The following is a 17,702-nucleotide window of genomic DNA, read 5'->3' as shown; positions in this document are numbered from 1 at the left end:
TGGCCTGCTGCGCCCGCCTATTCCGCCGCCACCTTGCGCGCCGCCAGCATCTCCTTGAGATACCGCCCGGTATGGCTGCGCTCCACCTCGGCCACATCCTCGGGCGTGCCGACAGCCACGATCTCACCACCGCCATCGCCCCCTTCGGGACCGATATCGATGATCCAGTCGGCGGTTTTCACCACATCGAGGTTATGCTCGATCACCACCACCGTGTTGCCGCTCTCGACCAGCTCATGCAGCACTTCCAGCAGCTTTTTCACATCCTCGAAATGCAGCCCCGTCGTCGGCTCGTCCAGAATATAGAGCGTCCGCCCCGTTGATCGCTTCGACAGCTCCTTCGACAGCTTCACCCGCTGCGCCTCGCCACCCGAAAGCGTCGTCGCCTGCTGGCCCACCTTGATATAGCCAAGGCCCACCCGCGCCAGCGCATCCATCTTCTCGCGGATGCTCGGCACCGCCTTGAAAACCTCGCGCGCATCCTCCACCGTCATGTCCAGCACATCGGCGATGGACTTGCCCTTCCAGCGGATTTCCAGCGTCTCGCGGTTATACCGCGCGCCATTGCAGGTCTCGCAGGTCACATAGACATCGGGCAGGAAATGCATCTCGATCTTGATGACCCCGTCGCCCTGACACGCCTCGCAGCGCCCGCCCTTCACGTTGAAGGAAAACCGCCCCGGCTTGTAGCCGCGCGCCTTGGCCTCGGGCAGCCCGGCAAACCAGTCGCGGATCGGGGTAAAGGCGCCGGTATAGGTGGCCGGGTTCGATCTTGGCGTACGCCCGATGGGCCGCTGATCGATATCGATCACCTTGTCCAGATGCTCCAGCCCCTTGATCGTCTCGCAGGGCGCCGGCGTCTGCCGCGCCCCGTTGAGCCGCATCGAGGCGGTCTTGAACAGCGTCTCGATGGTCAGCGTGGATTTGCCCCCGCCCGACACGCCGGTGACACAGACGAATTTGCCAAGCGGGAATTGCGCGCTCACATCTCGCAGGTTGTTGCCGGTGGCCTTGACCACCTCCACCACCTTGCCATTGCCCTTGCGCCGCTCGGTGGGCACCGCGATCTCGCGGGCGCCCGACAGGTATTGCCCGGTGATCGAGGCCGGATCGGCGGTGATCTGCTCGGGCGTGCCGTGGCTCACCACCTGCCCGCCATGCACGCCTGCGCCGGGGCCGATATCAAAGACGTAATCGGCGGTGCGGATCGCCTCTTCGTCATGCTCGACCACGATCACCGTATTGCCCTGATCGCGCAGGTTCTGCAGCGTCTGCAACAGCCGCCCGTTGTCGCGCTGATGCAGCCCGATGCTCGGCTCATCCAGCACGTAAAGAACCCCGGTCAGCCCACTGCCGATCTGGCTCGCCAGCCGGATGCGCTGGCTCTCGCCCCCCGACAGCGTGCCGGCATTGCGGCTCAGCGTCAGGTATTCCAGCCCCACATTGTTCAGAAACCCAAGCCGCTCGCGGATTTCCTTGAGGATCGCCCGCGCGATCTCGTTCTTCTGCGCGCTCAGGCTTTCCGGCACGCCCGCGCACCAGGCATGCGCCTCGCGGATCGACATCTCCACGACCTGCCCCACATGCAGCCCCGCGATCTTCACCGCCAGCGCCTCTTCGCGCAGCCGGTAGCCGCCACAGGTGCCGCAGGCCCGGTTGTTCTGATAGCGTTCGAACTCCTCGCGGATCCAGCTGCTGTCGGTCTCGCGATAGCGCCGCTCCATATTGGGGATCACTCCCTCGAAACTGCGGGTCACCTGATAGACGCGGCCACCCTCGTCATAGCGAAACGGGATCTCCTCCTCGCCCGACCCGTACAGGAACACCTGCTGCACATGGGCGGGCAGGTCCTTCCAGCGGGCGTTGCGGTCGAACTCGTAATGCTTGGCGATGGATTCGATGGTCTGCAGGAAATACGGGCTCTTGCCCTTGCGCCAGGGCGCGATCGCCCCGTCGCTGATCTTGAGCGTGCCATCCGGCACCACCAGCCGCTCGTCGAAATACAGCTCCGCCCCCAGACCGTCGCAATCCGGGCAGGCGCCGAACGGCGCGTTGAACGAAAAGAGCCTCGGTTCGATCTCGGGAATCGTGAAGCCGCTCACCGGACAGGCGAAGTTTTCGCTGAACATATGGCGCTCCGGCTCGCCCTCGCCCTCTTTCGGCGCGGTCTCCAGAACGGCGATCCCATCCGCCAGATCAAGCGCTGTGCGCAGACTGTCCGCCAACCGGGTCTGCAAGCCGTCCTTGACCACGATCCGGTCCACCACCACGTCGATATCGTGGCGGAACTTCTTGTCCAGCTTGGGCGGATCGTCCAGCTCGTGAAACGCGCCATCCACCTTGACCCTCTGGAACCCCTGCTTGCGCAGCTCCAGCATCTCCTTGCGATACTCGCCCTTGCGGTCCCGCACGATGGGCGCCAGAAGATAGGCGCGCGTGCCCTCCTCCATCGCCATGATCCGGTCCACCATGTCCTGCACCTGCTGGGCCTCGATGGGCTTGCCGGTGGCAGGGCTATAAGGCGTGCCGACGCGGGCAAAGAGCAATCGCAGGTAATCGTAGATTTCCGTCACCGTGCCCACGGTCGAGCGCGGGTTCTTGCTGGTGGTCTTCTGCTCGATGGAAATCGCCGGGCTCAACCCGCTGATATGATCCACATCTGGCTTCTGCATCATGTCCAGAAACTGCCGCGCATAGGCGCTCAGGCTTTCGACATAGCGCCGCTGCCCCTCGGCATAGATCGTATCGAACGCCAGGCTCGATTTGCCCGACCCCGACAGCCCGGTGATCACCACCAACTCGTTGCGCGGAATATCCACATCGATGGACTTGAGGTTGTGCTCGCGCGCGCCGCGCACCTCGATATTCTTCAGCTCGGCCATGCCTGCCCCCGTGAACGCTGCCCTACAGATAGTTGAGCGCGCCGAGTCGTCCAAGTCAAAAAAGTGAACATTTCATGAACATGCGCGCAAGCGCTTGCGCCGCCACCGCATTCGGCGCGCAAACGCGCGCAAAGCCGCGCTATTTCTGCGCCAGCGCCCAGGAACAGATGGGAAAATCCGGCTCATTGGTCAGATCGTCCCGCTCCCGGTCATAGGCCGGCGGCCAGGGCGTCTCGAAATTGCGCAGCGCCGCCGCGCGGTTGCCCCATTGCCCGGCGCGCACCTTGTCCTCGTCGAACCCCGCCTCGATCAGCAGGTTCTTCAAGCCCCGCGCCGTCCAGCGCGAGCAATCCACCGGATCGCCATGCCAGGGGATGTAAAACGGCACCGCAACCCAGAAATACCCCCCCGGCCTCAGCATCTCCAGCACGTTGCGCGTGGCGGCATAGGGCCGGTCCAGATGCTCCCAGACCTGGTTGGCCAGGATGATGTCGAAGCTCAGCGCCGCACCATCCTCGTCGCGATACGGCCCTGCACAGACATCATAGGCGGGATAGCGATAGCGCCGATAGCTGCGAAACTGGAACCTGTGGCCGAACTTGCCCGAGACCTCCGCCGCGTCCATCCGCTCCAGAGGCAGCGCCTCCAGCCACCGCCGCGACGTGCGCTGCATCACAACCCTGTTCACACTCGGCACGCGCACATCTCCCTGCAATCCCGCCCTGCAATTGTGCACGCCCCGCGCCACGCCGCAAGCCCGCGCCGGCCCGCGTGTTTCTTCTGGCCACAAATATCCCGGGGGAGTCGATCAAATCCCCCCGGGATTTGATCGGCGGGGGCCGCGCCCCCACCTTATCCGCTCAGATATGGATCACCCGGTCATAGGCATCCAGAACCGCCTCATGCATCATCTCGCTCAGCGTCGGATGCGGGAAGACCGCGTGCATCAGGTCCTCCTCGGTGGTCTCCAGCTGGCGGCCCACCACATAGCCCTGGATCAGCTCGGTCACTTCCGCGCCGATCATATGCGCGCCCAGAAGCTCGCCGGTCTTGTCGTCGAAGATCGTCTTGATCATCCCCTCCGGCTCGCCAAGGGCGATGGCCTTGCCATTGCCGATGAACGGGAAGTGGCCGACCCGGATCTTGTGACCGGCCTCCTTGGCCTGCGCCTCGGTCATGCCGACACTGGCGATCTGCGGCGTGCAATAGGTGCAGCCCGCGATGCTCTCGGGCTTGACCGGATGCACCTTTTTGCCGGCGATCATCTCGGCGACCATGACGCCCTCGTGGCTGGCCTTGTGCGCAAGCCAGGGCGCACCCGCCAGATCGCCGATCGCATAGATCCCCTCGACGCCCGTGCGGCAATGGGTGTCGGTGACCACATGGGTCCGGTCCACCTTGACGCCAAGCGCTTCGAGCCCCAGCCCTTCGGTATTGCCCACGATACCCACCGCCGAGATCACGCTGTCGAACTCGCGCGTTTCCACCTTGCCGCCGATCTCGACATGAGCGGTCACCTTGCCCTTCTGACGATCGAGCTTCTTGACCATGGCCTTTTCAAGGATGGTCATGCCCTGCTTGGTGAACGCCTTCTTGGCCATGCCGGAAATCTCGGCATCCTCCACCGGCAGAATGCGATCCATCACCTCGACCACGGTCGTCTCGGCGCCAAGCGTGTTGTAGAAACTGGCAAACTCGATCCCGATCGCACCCGATCCGATGACCAGCAGCTTCTTGGGCATTCTCGGCGGCATCAGCGCGTGCTTGTAGGTCCAGACAAGATCGCCATCCGCCTCGAGCCCCGGCAATTCGCGCGCCCGCGCGCCCGTGGCTAGCACGATATGCGGCGCCTCCAGCACTTCGGTGCCGCTGTCGGTCTTGACGCTGACCTTGCCCTTGGCGGGCAACGTCGCCTCGCCCATGATCGCGGTCACCTTGTTCTTCTTCAGAAGGTGGCCCACCCCGGAATTGAGCTGCTTGGCGATTGCGCGCGAGCGTTTGACCACCGCCTCCAGATCATAGCCGATACCATCGGCCTTCAGCCCGAACTCCTTGGCCCGGTGCATCAGGTGGAACACTTCCGACGAGCGCAGCATCGCCTTGGTCGGGATACAGCCCCAGTTGAGGCAGATACCGCCCATATGCTCGCGTTCGATGACCGCCACGCTCAGGCCCAGCTGGGCGCCCCGGATCGCGGCCACATAGCCCCCCGGTCCTGCCCCGATTACGATCATGTCAAAGGATTTCGCCGCCATCGCCGACTCCGCTTCAGATTTTAGTTTGACATTAAACTATCTGACGCAGGATCACAACGCAGGACAGCACCCGCCATCCTCTCCGACAGCGGTGAAAGGGGTTAACCCCTTGTCACCGATGATGATATTTCCGGTTTCCCCCCGGTTTCCCCAGCGACGCCGCCGCAGCCCTCAGGCCGCCTCAGGCCGCAGCCGCCGCCTGAAATTCGCGCAAGGTGGCGCCATAGCCGCCCTTGGCGATATAATCGCGCTCATGCCCGGTGCTCATGCGCTCCAGCGCCTCGTTGCGATAGGGGAAGCGGCCGAACTTGCGGATCACCTCGCGATGCGCGCGGGCATGCAGCAGATTGTCGGCGCCGGTCTCGGGCATCCGCTCACAGATCAGCCGTACGCAGCGGTCCTGATCGCACAGGTTCTCGGAATGCATCAGCGGCAGGTAATAGAACTGCCGCGCCGGCTCGTCGATGCGCATGTCCCATTTGCGGTGGATCGCCGCCTTGGCCACGGCCAGCCCCATCCGGTCGGTGGCAAAGGCCCGCCCCTCGCCGCGGAACATGTTGCGCGGGAACTGGTCGGTGAGGATGATATAGGCCAGCGCGCCGCTCGGATAGGTCAACCAAAGCGCATGGGTGCCCTCGCAGGCGCCGCGCCATGCGTCTTCGAACCGGTCCCGGATCGTCTGATCCAGCGCTTCGGTCGGGTTGTACCAGCCTTCCGGCCCAACCGTGTCCAACCAGAAACCCAATACATCCTCGGGCGCTACCATAGGTTCCTCCTTGCGGCCCCTGACGGCCTCAACCTGCTGTTACAAAAATGTTAACTTCACTTGCGCCGCGAAAGATAGTCACGAATTACTACAATCTAAGGGGTATGCGTGACGTTAGCGCAACCGTCGGCGCGTTTACGCCGATCCTTGCGGCGTGTTGGCCGCCGCCTCTTCGGCCTGCTCGGCCTGCTCCAGCGCATATTCCTGCGCCGCCTCCACCGCGACGACCGATGCGCTGGCGGGCAGCGGGGCGAAGCTTTCCGTCTCGCTCACAGCCGGGGCCGCGCGCTGCGTCATCCGGTAGGCGGCATAAACCGCCATCGTCAGGGTCAGCACAGCGACGATCAGGAAAAACGCCGACGGGCCCATCTTGCCCATCGCCCAGCCGGTGACCGGCGGCCCGGCAACCGCGCCCAGACCGTTGATGAACAACAACCCCCCCGAGGCCGCGGCCATGTCGTCGCGGTCCAGAAAGTCATTGGTATGGGCGATCAGCAGCGAATAGAGCGGGTTCGACATGCCCCCGATGAGCAGCCCCGCCACCAGCAGCATCGCAAAGATTTCTCCCAGCAGGAAGCCGATGATCGCACCGCTGGCACAGACCAGCGACGCCACGAAGATCAGCACCCGGCGATCCATCCGGTCCGACAGCCAGCCGATGGGATATTGCAGCACCAGCGCGCCGATGAAAAACGTCGCAACGAAAGTCGAGATCTGCGCCACGCTCAGTCCCGCCTCGGCCCCGAAGACCGGCGCCATCCCGAACTGGGCCGCAAAGACGCCCCCCAGCAGGAACATGCCCACACAGCCAAGCGGCGAGGTATCGAGGATCTGCCGCAGCGTCATCGGCTTTGTGGTCCCGAAGGCGGGCGTCGGACTGATCGACAGCAGGATCGGCGCAAAACTCAGCGACACCAGCACCGACGGGATGATGAACAGCACGAATCCCCCCGGATCGGCCACCAGCATCAGCGCCTGCGCGCTCACGATCCCGACCATCTGCACGATCATGTAGGCCGACAGCGCCTGCCCCCGCGTCTCATTGGTGGCCGAGTTGTTCAGCCAGCTTTCCGCCGTGACATAGACGCCCGAAAAGCAGAAGCCGATCAGGATGCGCCCCAGACCCCATGCAATCGGATCGGTCAGCGTCGGATAAAGGATCATCACCGCCGAAATCAGCGAGGCCAGCGCCGCGAAGACCCGCACATGCCCCACCCGCCGGATCATCTCGGGCGCCATGCGCGACCCGAACAGGAAGCCCACGAAATAGCCCGTCATGACCAGCGACATCGAAAAGGTCGAAAACCCCTCGATCTCGCCGCGAATGCCCAGCAACGTGCTTTGCATGCCGTTGCCGACCTGCAACAACATCATGCCCAGCAAAAGCGCCCACGCGCCGTTCAGAACCTGCAGCATCCGTCAAACTCCGCACAGAAGGGGTGCCGGAACCGTCCGCCACCCTTCCGGCCTGCCAGCAAATCAGCCCGGGATCAACAGTGAAGCGTCCCCGTAGGAAAAGAACCTGTAGCGGTTTTCGACCGCGTGATCATAGATTTTCCGGATCCGGTCCTGCCCCATAAGCGCCGAAACCAGCATCATCAGGGTGGATTTCGGAAGGTGGAAATTCGTAATCAGCGCATCGGTCACCCGAAACGTGAAGCCGGGATAAATGAAGATATCGGTCTCGCCTTCCCAGGGCGCGATCGCGCCACTGGCCTGTGCGGCGCTTTCGATCAGCCGCAGCGCGGTGGTGCCCACCGGGATCACCCGCCCGCCCGCCGCCTTGGTGGCGGCGATCTCGGCGGCGGCAGCCTCGCTCACCCGGCCCCATTCCGCATGCATCTTGTGGGTGGTCACATCCTCGACCTTGACCGGCAGGAACGTACCCGCCCCCACATGCAGCGTCACATGGCTGAACGTGACGCCCATCGCCTCCAGCCGCTCGAGCAGCTCGGCGTCGAAATGCAGCGACGCGGTGGGCGCCGCCACGGCGCCCTTATGGCGCGCCCAGACGGTCTGGTAATCGGTGCGGTCCTGCGCATCGGCGGCCCGGCGCGCGGCGATATAGGGCGGCAGCGGCATGGCCCCTGCGGCATTCAGCGCCGTGTCGAACGCCTCACCCTCGAGGTTGAACCGCAACAGCCCCTGCCCCTCACGGCGCGCCAGCACCTCGGCCTCCAGCCCCGCGCCGAACACGATCACCTCGCCGTCGCGCACCTTCTTCAGCGGCTTGACCAGCGCGCTCCAGTCGCCCTCCGGCCCCGGCTCCAGCAAGGTCACCTCGATCTTCGCCTGCGTTGCCCCCTCGGGTCCCTCACGCCGTCGCACCCCGCTCAGCCGCGCCGGAATCACCGCCGTGTCGTTCAGAACCAGCCGGTCCCCGGGCCGCAGCCAATCGCCCAGATCGCGCACGATCGCATCCTGGATCGCATCGCCCTGCGCCACCAGCAGCCGCGCCGAGGATCTGGGCCGCGCGGGCCGTGTCGCGATCAAATCCTCCGGCAGATCGAAATCGAAATCGCTCAGCTTCACCTGTCGTTCTCCCATGGCGCCCGCCTGACGCCCTGCCCGCGATCCGCCGGCGCGCCCTCGTCCTGTGCCTCTTGCGGTGCGCCGATACCATCTGGCGGCGGGCGGCGAAAGAGATCGCGAAACACCCCCGGCGTCAGGATCGACAACGGGTTCACCCTCACGCTCGGCGCATCCGCAGATCCCCGCATCTCGTAATTGACGCCGACGATCCCCTCGCCGCGTCGTGTGAATAGCCCGCCCACCGCATTGACCATGTAGAACGGGGACAGCACCCCGTGCATATCCAGCTGCCGGCTGCCGGTATAGTAATTGCCCTGCATCGAGATCCCCATCGACGCGCCCACCGCACTGCCCGCCAGAACCGCGACGCGCTCGGGCGTCAGCTCGAACTGCGCCTTCACCTCGCTGAAATGGATGCCCTCTCCATCGAGCTGCTCCAAAAGCCCCACCACGCTGATTGCATTGAGCAGATCCGCCAGCGCCGGCGCATCGGTCAGCCGCACATTCGCGACCAACAAGGAGCCGTGATAGCTGCCCGGCGCCCCCGCGGGCACCAGCGTCAGCGACATCTCCCCTTCCCTCGCCTGCCGCAAAAGCCCCGCCGAAGCCAGCACGCCGCCCGCATCCCCGGCCATGATCTGGAACGCGCTGCGCCCGTCTTTCGGCACGATACTGCCCGTGATCGCAGCCCCCTCGTTCACTCTTGCGGTAAAGCGCCCCGTCGCACCGCCCGCCATGTCCAGATCGGCCCGGAAATCCGTCAGCGTGATCCCCTCGGATATCACCAGCCGGTCCAGCGCCAGCGACACCGGCCCGCCGCGCCGCGGCCCGCCGCCATCAGGGCCGCGCCCATCCCCGGCAAGCGACGTGCGGCGCAGATCGACCGTGCCACCAGACACCAGAATCTGCGGCGCGCGATCCGCCCCGCGCCCCACCAGATCCACCGGCGCGCTCAGCCAATCATCCAGCCGCACTCTCGAAAACCGCGCCCGCTCCAACGTGCCGTCCGCTTGCAGGCTCACACTGCCCTGCGCCTGCAGCCCACCTGCATCCAGCGCCACCAGATCGATCTGCGGCGGCTCGCCAAGCGTGCCCGACACTTCCAGACTGCCCCTTGCCGCCGCCGGAAGCGCCCAGTCCAGCTCGGGCAGCCGCAGCGCCACACCCGCCAGATCCGAACGCAGCGTGAACTGCCCCGGCGCCCCGCGCGGCAGGACGATCTCCACATCGGCGCGCCCCTGTCCTTCAAGGCTTCCGGGCGGCAGCCCGACGCGGAACTCGTCCACGAACCGCTCCGACAGCTCGATCCAGCCGCTCACCCGGCTGGTGCCATCGGCCTCCGGGCCAAGCGCGCTCTGCCAGCTGCCCTCGACAGGCACCTGCCCGATCCGTCCCGCGCCGCTCACGCTCACGCCGGAATTGCCGGCCTTGAGATCCAGCACCGGCGCTGCGATCACCCGGCCCTGCACAAGGCTCTCGCTGCGCACATCACTCAGGGTGCCCACCACGTCGAACGCCACCTCGTCGGGCTGCAGACCGGGCTTGAGCAGGAAATCCAGCCGCCCGGCAAGCCGCGCCTGCCCATCCGCCAGAGTCACCGGAAGATTGGCCTTGGTCATGAAGCCAAAGGGCTTTTCGTTCAGCAGCGACAGCGCCGCCGTGACCGTGCTTTGCGTGCTCAGCCGCGCGCGGGCCGGGCCGCGATTGACCCGGACATCGGGGATGATGAAGCTGGTGCCTGAAATGTCGATCCGCCCGCCCTGCGCCGCCGTCACATGGCCGCTATCGGCGGTGATGACAAAGCGATTGTCACTCAACGAGGCATGGCCTGTTGCGGCCTCGATCACCGGCACATCCTTGACGAACTGCGTCTCCAGCCCGGTGAAGTCGAAACCAAGGAAGACATCCGCCGGGCGCCCCGGATCGGCGCGCAGCGCCAGCTGCAGGTTGCTCAGATCGGCGGCGCGGACATTCTGCTCGATCCACTCGCGGGTCACCGGCGTGACGCTTCGCGGCCACAACGCCTGCAGCCGGTCGCTGTCAAGCGCATCCATCCGCCCATCAAGCGCCAGCCGCCAGCCCTGCGCCCCGGCGATCAGATCGCCGTTCAGAACCATCCGCGACCCCTGATCGCTCAGGCTCAATTGCCCAAGCGTGAGCCGGAACGGATCAAGCCGCAGCCGCATATCCATCACCGCCTGCTCGATCTCGACCGGTTCGGGATAAAGCCCCTCGGGATTGGCGCGGATATCGGTCAGGCGGAACTGACCCAGCAACTCGCTCGGCCAGCCCTGCTCCATGCCCACAAGATACGCCTGCCCCTCGGCGCGCGCCGTGACCCAATTGCTGGTCAGCGTCACATCGCTGAAGCGCATCGCCTGATCGGCGGGATCATAGGTGAAATAGACCCGCGCCTCCGAGAACGGGATCGGCTTGGTCGCCTCGTTGGGCCGCAACTCGCCTTCGGTGATATGCAGCGTGGCATTGAGCGGCCCCAACCGCCCCTCCTCGTCGACCGAAGCCCTCAGCGCCCCCGAGATCGGCGCATCCAGCGCCTCGAGCCAGGTCAGCGCGGGCGACTGCCCGGCAATGTCGCGCGCCGGCATATCCTCGAACGTCACGCCGAAATCCGCCGCCGTCTCGCCGATCCGGCGGGTGTAATTCATAGCCAGCGTCGTGGCGTAGTCCCTTGCCCCCAAAAGGGCCACATCGCCCCGGATCGTCAGATCGTCACCGCTGCGCGTCATCTCCAGCCGCCCGCCATCGGCAGACCAGGCGCGCTCGGCCCGCGCATCCTCGTAGCGCAGCGTGAGGTTGTCGGCGCTCAACTGGCGCAGCGCCGCGAATTGCGGCCGCTCCAGCAGCGCATCAAGCCGCGCGGCAAGCTCGGCCACGCTCATCGCCTCGTCGGGTCCCGGCGCGGCCTCCCCGACACTCAGCCCGATGCGCCCATCGGCAGACCGCCGCAGGATCACCCGCGCGCCCGATACACCGATTTGCGCCGGGTGCAGATCGCCGCGCATGAGCGGCCTCAGCGCCACCGTCCCGCGCACATCCAGCAGGCTGGCCAGCATCGCCCCATCCGCGCCGCGCAGCGTCACATCGCTCAGGTGCAATTGCGGCGTCCAGTCCTCCTCGATGCGCAGCCCGATACCGCCGAACCCGATCGAAACCCCGTCGATATCGGCATTGATCGCGGTCGTGATCCGCTCCTGCAGCCATGCAGGGGCCGCGTAATCGCGCCCCGTCGCCATCGACAGCGCCACCGAAACCACGACGGCAAGCATCGCAAGGGTCAGGATCGACCATAACGCCGCTTTCCTGACCCGACTGCCGCCTGACGTCTCGTGCTGGGGTTCGCTCATTCGTCTCGCTCGATCGGTCCGGTCGCCCGGACCGGATGCCTGATGCCTTTAATCCGGCGTGTCCTGCCCTAATATGACCCCGAGTCGCAGCCATAACAAGGAAGACACCATGCCAGATACCGGCGCATCCGCTCCCGATTTCACCCTGCCCCGCGATGGCGGCGGCGAGATAACCCTCTCCGGCCTGCGCCCCGCGCCGGTCGTGCTGTTCTTCTACCCGCGCGACGACACGTCGGGCTGCACCAAGGAGGCCATCGCCTTCACCACGCTCAAGGCCGATTTCGAAGCGGCGGGCGCGCAGGTCTTCGGCATCTCCAAGGACGACATCGCCGCCCATGACAAGTTCCGCGACAAACACGGGCTCGAAGTGCCACTGCTCTCCGATGCCGACTCCGACGTCTGCGAAACCTACGGCGTCTGGAAGGAAAAAAGCATGTATGGCAAGAAGTTCCTCGGCATCGAGCGCTCCACCTTCCTGATCGACGGCGACGGGCAGATCGCCCGGGTCTGGCGCAAGGTCAAGGTGCCCGGCCATGCCGAAGAGGTGCTCGACGCGGTGCGCGCGCTTTGAGCGGTCAGACGCTTGCCCAGATGGCGGTGGAGGTGCTCTCCACCGCCGATGGCCGCGAAAAGACCGCCCTCTCGCGCCGCCATGCCGCCACGTGGTTCGCCTCCCGCGACGCGGGTGATCCCCTTCCCATCGGCACAGCACTGCCCCCGCTACGCCCCGCGCGCCCCGACCGCCCCGAGCTTCTGGATCCGCGCGACGTGCCGCGCCGCCGCCCCGGCAGCGCGCAGGGCCGGCTCGCGATCCTGCATGCCGTCGCACATATCGAACTCAATGCCGTGGACCTGCACTGGGACATCATCGCGCGCTTCGGCCATGTCCCCATGCCCATCGGCTTCTATGATGACTGGGTCAAATCGGCCGACGAAGAATCCAAGCATTTCAACCTGATATGCGACTGTCTTGAAGCACATGGCAGCCATTACGGCGCCCTTCCCGCCCATGCCGGCATGTGGCGCGCCGCCGAAGACACCGCCCAGGACCTGATGGGCCGCCTCGCGGTCGTGCCCATGGTGCTCGAAGCCCGTGGCCTCGATGTCACCCCCGGCATGATCGAGATCTTCCGCAAGGCCGGCGACACCGCCGCAATCGAGGCGATGCAGGTGATCTATGCCGAAGAGGTGCACCATGTCGCCTATGGCTCGAAATGGTTCCACTTCCTCTGCGGTCGCCAGAACACGGATCCCACGCAGGCATTTCACGAGCTTGTCCGCACCTATTTCCACGGCGCCCTCAAGCCACCCTTCAACGAGGAAAAGCGCGCCGAGGCCGGAATTCCCCCCGATTTCTACTGGCCTCTGGCCGATCAGCCCTCTTCGAAAGCATAGGCAAGCCCTTGGGGATCGGCGATTTTTCGCCGTTCAAGCAACAATACGCCCATTTTCCGGACATCATTGCCCAAAAACCTTGCCCTGAGCGATTCCACTCGGTAAGCCATTTTTTGCAGGCGTCCGGTCACAAAAGATGACCAGTTGCAACAAACGCCGCGATTGAGAAGGGTTACAAGGGACCGTCGTCTTGCGGACAAGAATTGCAATCAGGCTTCACACCCTGCTCGAGCGGTATTTCCCCGAGCGTCGGGTTTTCCTCAAATCTGATACCGATACCCGCTTCATCCGGCTCCGACCTCATTCTCAACTTCTGGCCTTTCTCGGCGCCTCCACCATCGTCGCCTGGGCCATCATCGCCACCGCCATCCTGCTGATGGACAGCATCGGTTCCGGCAATTTCCGCGAACAGGCCAAGCGCGATCAGCGCACCTACGAATACCGCCTCAATGACCTCGCCCAGGAACGCGACATGCGCGCCGAAGAGGCTCTGGCCGCTCAGCAACGCTTCAACTCGGCGCTCGAACAGATTTCCCTCATGCAATCCGAATTGCTGGCCTCCGAAACCCGGCGCCGCGAAATGGAAACCGGCATCGAGGTCATCCAGACCACCCTGCGCCGTGTGATGGGCGAGCGGGAAAACGCCCGCGATGAACTGACCGCCCTCGCCGAAGCCATGCAGGAAACCGGCACCGCCCCCGGCGCCTCGGTCGAAGATGGCAACGGCACGGTCGATTTCCTCGCCGCCGCCCTTCAGGAAACCGCAGAAGAGCGTGACCGGATCGAGCGTGACGCGCGTGACGCCCTGCTTCAGGCCGATGAAATGGCCCTGCAGATCGCCCTGATGCGCGACCAGAACGATCAGATCTTCAGCCAGCTCGAAGACGCCATGACCATCTCGGTCGAACCGCTCGACAAGATGTTCCGCGCCGCGGGCATGGACACCGAAAAGCTGCTCGACAGCGTGCGCCGCGGCTATTCCGGTCAGGGCGGCCCCCTGACCCCGCTCAGCCTGTCGACCCGCGGCGAAGCCGCCTCGGGCGACGAGGCGCGCGCCAATGAGATCCTCAATCAGATGGACCGGCTCAACATCTACCGGATCGCCGCCCAGAAAGCCCCCTTTGCAACGCCGCTGCGCAACGCCTTCCGCTACACCTCCGGTTTCGGGATGCGGTGGGGCCGGATGCATGAGGGCACGGATTTCGCCGCGCCGCATGGCACGCCGATCTATTCCACCGCCGATGGCGTCGTCATTCACGCCGGCTGGCTTTCGGGCTATGGCCGTCTGGTCAAGATCAAGCACGAGTTCGGAATCGAGACCCGCTACGCCCATCTATCCAAAATCCACGTGACCGAAGGCCAAAGGGTCTCGCGCGGAGAGCGGATCGGTGATATGGGCAATACTGGACGTTCCACGGGCACACATCTACACTACGAAGTCCGTGTCGGCGGCAAGGCCGTCAACCCCATGATCTATATCAAGGCTGCTAACGATGTTTTCTAAAAGCAAAATCAACGATCCCGCCCCCAAGGCAGAAGATCCCAGACAGACCTCCACGCCTGACCGGTCGGCCGACACTTCCTATTCCGGCTCCGAGTTCAAGGCATCGGCGCCCAAGGCCAAGCCGCCCGCGTCGGTCCTTTCGGCGGATCTGCACATCACCGGCAACCTCAAGACAACCGGTGACATTCAGGTCGAAGGCACCGTCGAAGGCGACATCCGCGCGCACCTTCTGACGGTCGGCGAAGGCGCCACCATCAAGGGTGAGATCGTCGCTGATGACGTTGTCATCAACGGTCGCATCGTCGGTCGCGTGCGTGGCCTCAAGGTGCGTCTGACCTCGACCGCCCGCGTCGAAGGCGACATCATCCACAAGACCATCGCGATCGAATCCGGCGCCCATTTCGAAGGCTCGGTGCAGCGGCAGGATGATCCCCTGAACGCCAAGTCGAACGCGCCCAAGGCGCCTGCCGCCTCGGCACCGGCTTCTTCCGCCCCCGCAAGCGCGCAGCAACCTGCCGCCAAGGCCGGCTCCTGACGCGCCACGCGCAACCGGGACACACACACGCCAAAGGCGCCCTGCTCCGCAGCGGCGCCTTTTTCTTGTCTGGCGCACGGTCACCGCGCCGCGAATCGTCCGCTCACGCCGCGCGCCTCTCGACCAGCGCCGCGATCCCCATCGCACCCACCGCCCCCGCCGCGTTGAACACCAGATCGAGCGCCGTGTTGTAATACCCGCCCACATTCGTCTCGGGCACCATCAGCACCGCCGTGAACTCGATCATCTCGTTGAGCGAGCCAAGACCCATCGCGCCGATCACCGGATAGACCAGCGCCGTGGCACTGCCCGCCATCTGCGGGAAATGTCGAAGCAGCAGATGACGCAAGAGCCACGCCGTCACCGCGAACCCATAGGCATGCACCAGCTGATCGTATTTCAGGATCACATAGCTCTGCGTCTCGACCAGCCGGACCAGCACCAGATTGTAAAGCACAGACCCATCGACCGGCACCCCGCCACCCGCCATATGCGCCAGCCCCCAGACCGACAGCGCCCAAAGCATTCCCGCCGGATAGGCCGCCTTGCGCAGCGACAGCCCGATCATCGCCACAAGACAGATCATCGTGACGACATAGACGATGAATTCGCTATTGCCGATCGACAGGAACCACAGGGTGAACGCCACCACGTAGCTTGCCGTGAAGGCGGCGACGGCGGTTTCGGATCGGGTCAGTTGCATCTGTGAACCTCACCCTTCGGTGACGCTTCGGCGGGCATTTGTGTACGGAAGGGACACAACTCTCGTCAACGCGCCCGTGTTTGGTCCCAAACCCGTGTAGGTTTCGTACAAACCCTACACATTGAAACCAGGCGTCACGCCTCCAGTTCGGCATCCCAATACAGGAAATCGAGCCAGCTTTCATGCAGGTAATTGGGCGGAAACTTGCGGCCCATATTGCGCAACTGCTCCGCGCCCGGCTGGCGCGGCGACTTTTGCAGGCTCATCCCCGCTTGCCGTAAGCTCTTGGAACCCTTGCGCAAATTGCATTTGCTACAGGCCGCGACCACGTTTTCCCAACTGGTGATTCCCCCGCTGGCGCGTGGCACCACATGGTCGAAGGTCAAATCCCCCTTCGCCCCGCAATACTGACAACAGAACTCATCGCGCAGAAAAAGATTGAACCTCGTAAACGCAACTCGTTTCTGCGGCTTCACAAAATCCTTCAGAACGATCACGCTCGGGATGCGAATTTCGGTGCTCGGACTGCGCACCGTGTGCTCATATTCTGCAACGATATCAACACGATCAAGGTAAACCGCCTTTACTGCATCCTGCCAGGACCAAAGCGACAAGGGGTAATATGACAAGGGTCGAAAATCAGCATTCAGAACCAGCGCGGGATTCTGTCTCAGTGCCGCCGGTTCCCGGACGAACTCGGTTCTGAATTCACCGTCCATCTTTCATACAGCCCCCGCTCGATCCATGCCCTAAGCCGACCTCGGGACGGGACTCGCCGCCCCTTTCTGTGGATAACTATATATCGTGTTCGTCACCTGACAAGCCCCACATATTCGGCAGATATAGGGGATGCGTAATCCGCCCTCGTAACGCCAATATGACACTTATCCACAGGTCTGGGGGCGGTTCGTGGCTCTGGTCTCTCGGGGGCTGGCCACCTCGCCAGATCAGCCCCCAGGCCGCACCCGGCCCATCACCGGCGGTCATGGGATCACGGACTATATCCTCCGCCGCGCAGATACGCGCTCGAACTACTCCGTGTATCCTCCTGAAAATTCAGGGGAATTCGCCACCTCTTGCCCTTCGGGCCGAGCCTTCAGAAATTCAGTTTGTCGCGTATGAAGGCCAGCGCCACCTGCAGCCCATCGGGCGCGATGCCATGCGCGGTGCCCTTCATGACATGCGCATAGACATCCTTCCACCCCGCCGCCTGCAACGCCTCGGCGGCCTGCGGCAAGGATTGCGGCGGCACAACGTCATCGGCATCGCCATGAATCAGAATCACAGGCGGTCTTGAAACCGCCTCATCCTCCAGCAATTCAGGCCGCAAAAGCCGCCCCGAGAAGGCAACGATGCCCGCCACCGGATCCTCCCGGCGCGGCGCGACATGCAGCGCCATCATCGTGCCCTGACTGAACCCGAACAGAACCACCTGTTCGGGCATCACATCTTCATCCACCATCAGCGCATCGAGAAACGCGTTCAGATCATCCGCCGCCGCAAGCAACCCGCGCTCGGATTCCTCTTCGGACGAGCCGTCGATCCAGGGGATCGGAAACCACTGATATCCGGTCGGCATCATCGGGATCGTCTCGGGCGCGTCAGGCGCCACGAACAGCGTGTCCGGCAGATGCTCGGCCAGCACATCGGCAATCCCCAAAAGATCCGCCCCGTTCGCGCCATACCCATGCAGGAATACCACGACCGAGCGAGTCGTTCCCGAATGTGGCTCCTTGCGGCCTGCCTGCAATACGCGTGTCATCTG

At 64.3% G+C, this 17,702-nt stretch carries 15 protein-coding genes; 4 read left to right on the top strand and 11 right to left on the bottom strand.

Annotation, left to right across the window (positions count from 1 at the left end; all coding sequences use genetic code 11):
- Nucleotides 1-17: 17 nt before the first annotated feature.
- The 7 genes from uvrA to F3H35_RS05815 all read right to left on the bottom strand — a co-directional run bounded on the left by uvrA (nt 18) and on the right by F3H35_RS05815 (nt 11,800).
- On the bottom strand, nt 18-2,882 hold the full coding sequence (gene uvrA / locus F3H35_RS05845; protein WP_149778665.1) for an excinuclease ABC subunit UvrA: 2,865 nt from the start codon (nt 2,880-2,882) through the stop codon (nt 18-20).
- A gap of 139 nt (nt 2,883-3,021) precedes the next feature.
- On the bottom strand, nt 3,022-3,579 hold the full coding sequence (locus F3H35_RS05840; RefSeq protein WP_223228319.1) for a class I SAM-dependent methyltransferase: 558 nt from the start codon (nt 3,577-3,579) through the stop codon (nt 3,022-3,024).
- 163 nt (nt 3,580-3,742) lie between these two features.
- Nucleotides 3,743-5,137, bottom strand: a complete 1,395-nt coding sequence (gene lpdA / locus F3H35_RS05835) for a dihydrolipoyl dehydrogenase (protein WP_149778664.1) — start codon at nt 5,135-5,137, stop codon at nt 3,743-3,745.
- Between the two features lie 181 nt (nt 5,138-5,318).
- Nucleotides 5,319-5,903: a DUF924 family protein gene (locus tag F3H35_RS05830; protein ID WP_149778663.1), complete on the bottom strand. Its 585-nt coding sequence runs from the start codon at nt 5,901-5,903 to the stop codon at nt 5,319-5,321.
- Between the two features lie 135 nt (nt 5,904-6,038).
- Complete coding sequence (locus F3H35_RS05825) at nt 6,039-7,319, bottom strand: MFS transporter (protein WP_149778662.1); 1,281 nt, start codon at nt 7,317-7,319, stop codon at nt 6,039-6,041.
- A 63-nt stretch (nt 7,320-7,382) separates the two neighbouring features.
- A complete protein-coding gene (gene queA, locus F3H35_RS05820) occupies nt 7,383-8,435 on the bottom strand; it encodes a tRNA preQ1(34) S-adenosylmethionine ribosyltransferase-isomerase QueA (RefSeq protein WP_149778817.1) in 1,053 nt (350 codons plus the stop codon).
- Nucleotides 8,432-11,800 carry a YhdP family protein gene (locus F3H35_RS05815; protein ID WP_149778661.1) on the bottom strand — a complete coding sequence of 1,123 codons (3,369 nt, stop codon included), beginning with the start codon at nt 11,798-11,800 and terminating at the stop codon, nt 8,432-8,434. The genes queA and F3H35_RS05815 overlap by 4 nt, the downstream gene beginning before the upstream one ends.
- Nucleotides 11,801-11,909: 109 nt before the next feature.
- Here F3H35_RS05815 and F3H35_RS05810 point away from each other — a divergent pair, with 109 nt between their 5' ends.
- Together F3H35_RS05810 and F3H35_RS05805 are read left to right on the top strand one after the other, a co-directional pair.
- Nucleotides 11,910-12,371, top strand: a complete 462-nt coding sequence (locus F3H35_RS05810; protein ID WP_149778660.1) for a peroxiredoxin — start codon at nt 11,910-11,912, stop codon at nt 12,369-12,371.
- A 20-nt stretch (nt 12,372-12,391) separates the two neighbouring features.
- On the top strand, nt 12,392-13,195 hold the full coding sequence (locus F3H35_RS05805; RefSeq protein ID WP_149778816.1) for a ferritin-like domain-containing protein: 804 nt from the start codon (nt 12,392-12,394) through the stop codon (nt 13,193-13,195).
- Here the strand turns inward: F3H35_RS05805 and F3H35_RS18790 are convergent.
- Nucleotides 13,174-13,326 (bottom strand): hypothetical protein, encoded by a 153-nt coding sequence (locus tag F3H35_RS18790; RefSeq protein ID WP_188129882.1) that lies wholly within the window; start codon nt 13,324-13,326, stop codon nt 13,174-13,176. The two genes, F3H35_RS05805 and F3H35_RS18790, sit on opposite strands and share 22 nt — an antisense overlap.
- 59 nt (nt 13,327-13,385) lie before the next feature.
- Between F3H35_RS18790 and F3H35_RS05800 the strand changes: the two genes are divergently transcribed.
- A complete protein-coding gene (locus tag F3H35_RS05800) occupies nt 13,386-14,699 on the top strand; it encodes a M23 family metallopeptidase (protein ID WP_188129881.1) in 1,314 nt (437 codons plus the stop codon).
- Nucleotides 14,689-15,234, top strand: coding sequence for a bactofilin family protein (locus tag F3H35_RS05795; RefSeq protein ID WP_149778659.1), 546 nt, complete (start codon nt 14,689-14,691; stop codon nt 15,232-15,234). Before F3H35_RS05800 ends, F3H35_RS05795 begins: the two co-directional genes overlap by 11 nt.
- A 103-nt stretch (nt 15,235-15,337) precedes the next feature.
- Here the strand turns inward: F3H35_RS05795 and F3H35_RS05790 are convergent, their stop codons facing one another.
- The 3 genes from F3H35_RS05790 to F3H35_RS05780 all read right to left on the bottom strand — a co-directional run bounded on the left by F3H35_RS05790 (nt 15,338) and on the right by F3H35_RS05780 (nt 17,699).
- Nucleotides 15,338-15,937, bottom strand: a complete 600-nt coding sequence (locus F3H35_RS05790; RefSeq protein WP_149778658.1) for a DUF2238 domain-containing protein — start codon at nt 15,935-15,937, stop codon at nt 15,338-15,340.
- A gap of 134 nt (nt 15,938-16,071) precedes the next feature.
- A complete protein-coding gene (locus F3H35_RS05785) occupies nt 16,072-16,656 on the bottom strand; it encodes an HNH endonuclease (protein WP_149778657.1) in 585 nt (194 codons plus the stop codon).
- Nucleotides 16,657-17,033: 377 nt separating this feature from the next.
- Nucleotides 17,034-17,699: an alpha/beta hydrolase gene (locus F3H35_RS05780; RefSeq protein ID WP_149778656.1), complete on the bottom strand. Its 666-nt coding sequence runs from the start codon at nt 17,697-17,699 to the stop codon at nt 17,034-17,036.
- Between the last annotated feature and the right edge of the window lie 3 nt (nt 17,700-17,702).

Origin of the sequence: Roseovarius litoreus (genome assembly GCF_900142765.1) — a bacterium.
Classification (GTDB): Bacteria; Pseudomonadota; Alphaproteobacteria; order Rhodobacterales; family Rhodobacteraceae; genus Roseovarius; species Roseovarius litoreus.
Note: the sequence above shows the minus strand (reverse complement) of the source record. Positions and strands in the feature narration are given on the sequence as shown.

Bases quoted from the DNA above. Each gene is read 5' to 3' on its own strand.
- uvrA (WP_149778665.1), bottom strand. From the start codon at position 2,882: ATGGCCGAGCTGAAGAATATCGAGGTGCGCGGCGCGCGCGAGCACAAC.
- F3H35_RS05780 (WP_149778656.1), bottom strand. From the start codon at position 17,699: ATGACACGCGTATTGCAGGCAGGCCGCAAGGAGCCACATTCGGGAACG.
- F3H35_RS05805 (WP_149778816.1), top strand. From the start codon at position 12,392: ATGGCGGTGGAGGTGCTCTCCACCGCCGATGGCCGCGAAAAGACCGCC.
- F3H35_RS05790 (WP_149778658.1), bottom strand. From the start codon at position 15,937: ATGCAACTGACCCGATCCGAAACCGCCGTCGCCGCCTTCACGGCAAGC.
- F3H35_RS05830 (WP_149778663.1), bottom strand. From the start codon at position 5,903: ATGGTAGCGCCCGAGGATGTATTGGGTTTCTGGTTGGACACGGTTGGG.
- F3H35_RS05810 (WP_149778660.1), top strand. From the start codon at position 11,910: ATGCCAGATACCGGCGCATCCGCTCCCGATTTCACCCTGCCCCGCGAT.
- lpdA (WP_149778664.1), bottom strand. From the start codon at position 5,137: ATGGCGGCGAAATCCTTTGACATGATCGTAATCGGGGCAGGACCGGGG.
- F3H35_RS05825 (WP_149778662.1), bottom strand. From the start codon at position 7,319: ATGCTGCAGGTTCTGAACGGCGCGTGGGCGCTTTTGCTGGGCATGATG.
- F3H35_RS05795 (WP_149778659.1), top strand. From the start codon at position 14,689: ATGTTTTCTAAAAGCAAAATCAACGATCCCGCCCCCAAGGCAGAAGAT.
- F3H35_RS05785 (WP_149778657.1), bottom strand. From the start codon at position 16,656: ATGGACGGTGAATTCAGAACCGAGTTCGTCCGGGAACCGGCGGCACTG.
- F3H35_RS05815 (WP_149778661.1), bottom strand. From the start codon at position 11,800: ATGAGCGAACCCCAGCACGAGACGTCAGGCGGCAGTCGGGTCAGGAAA.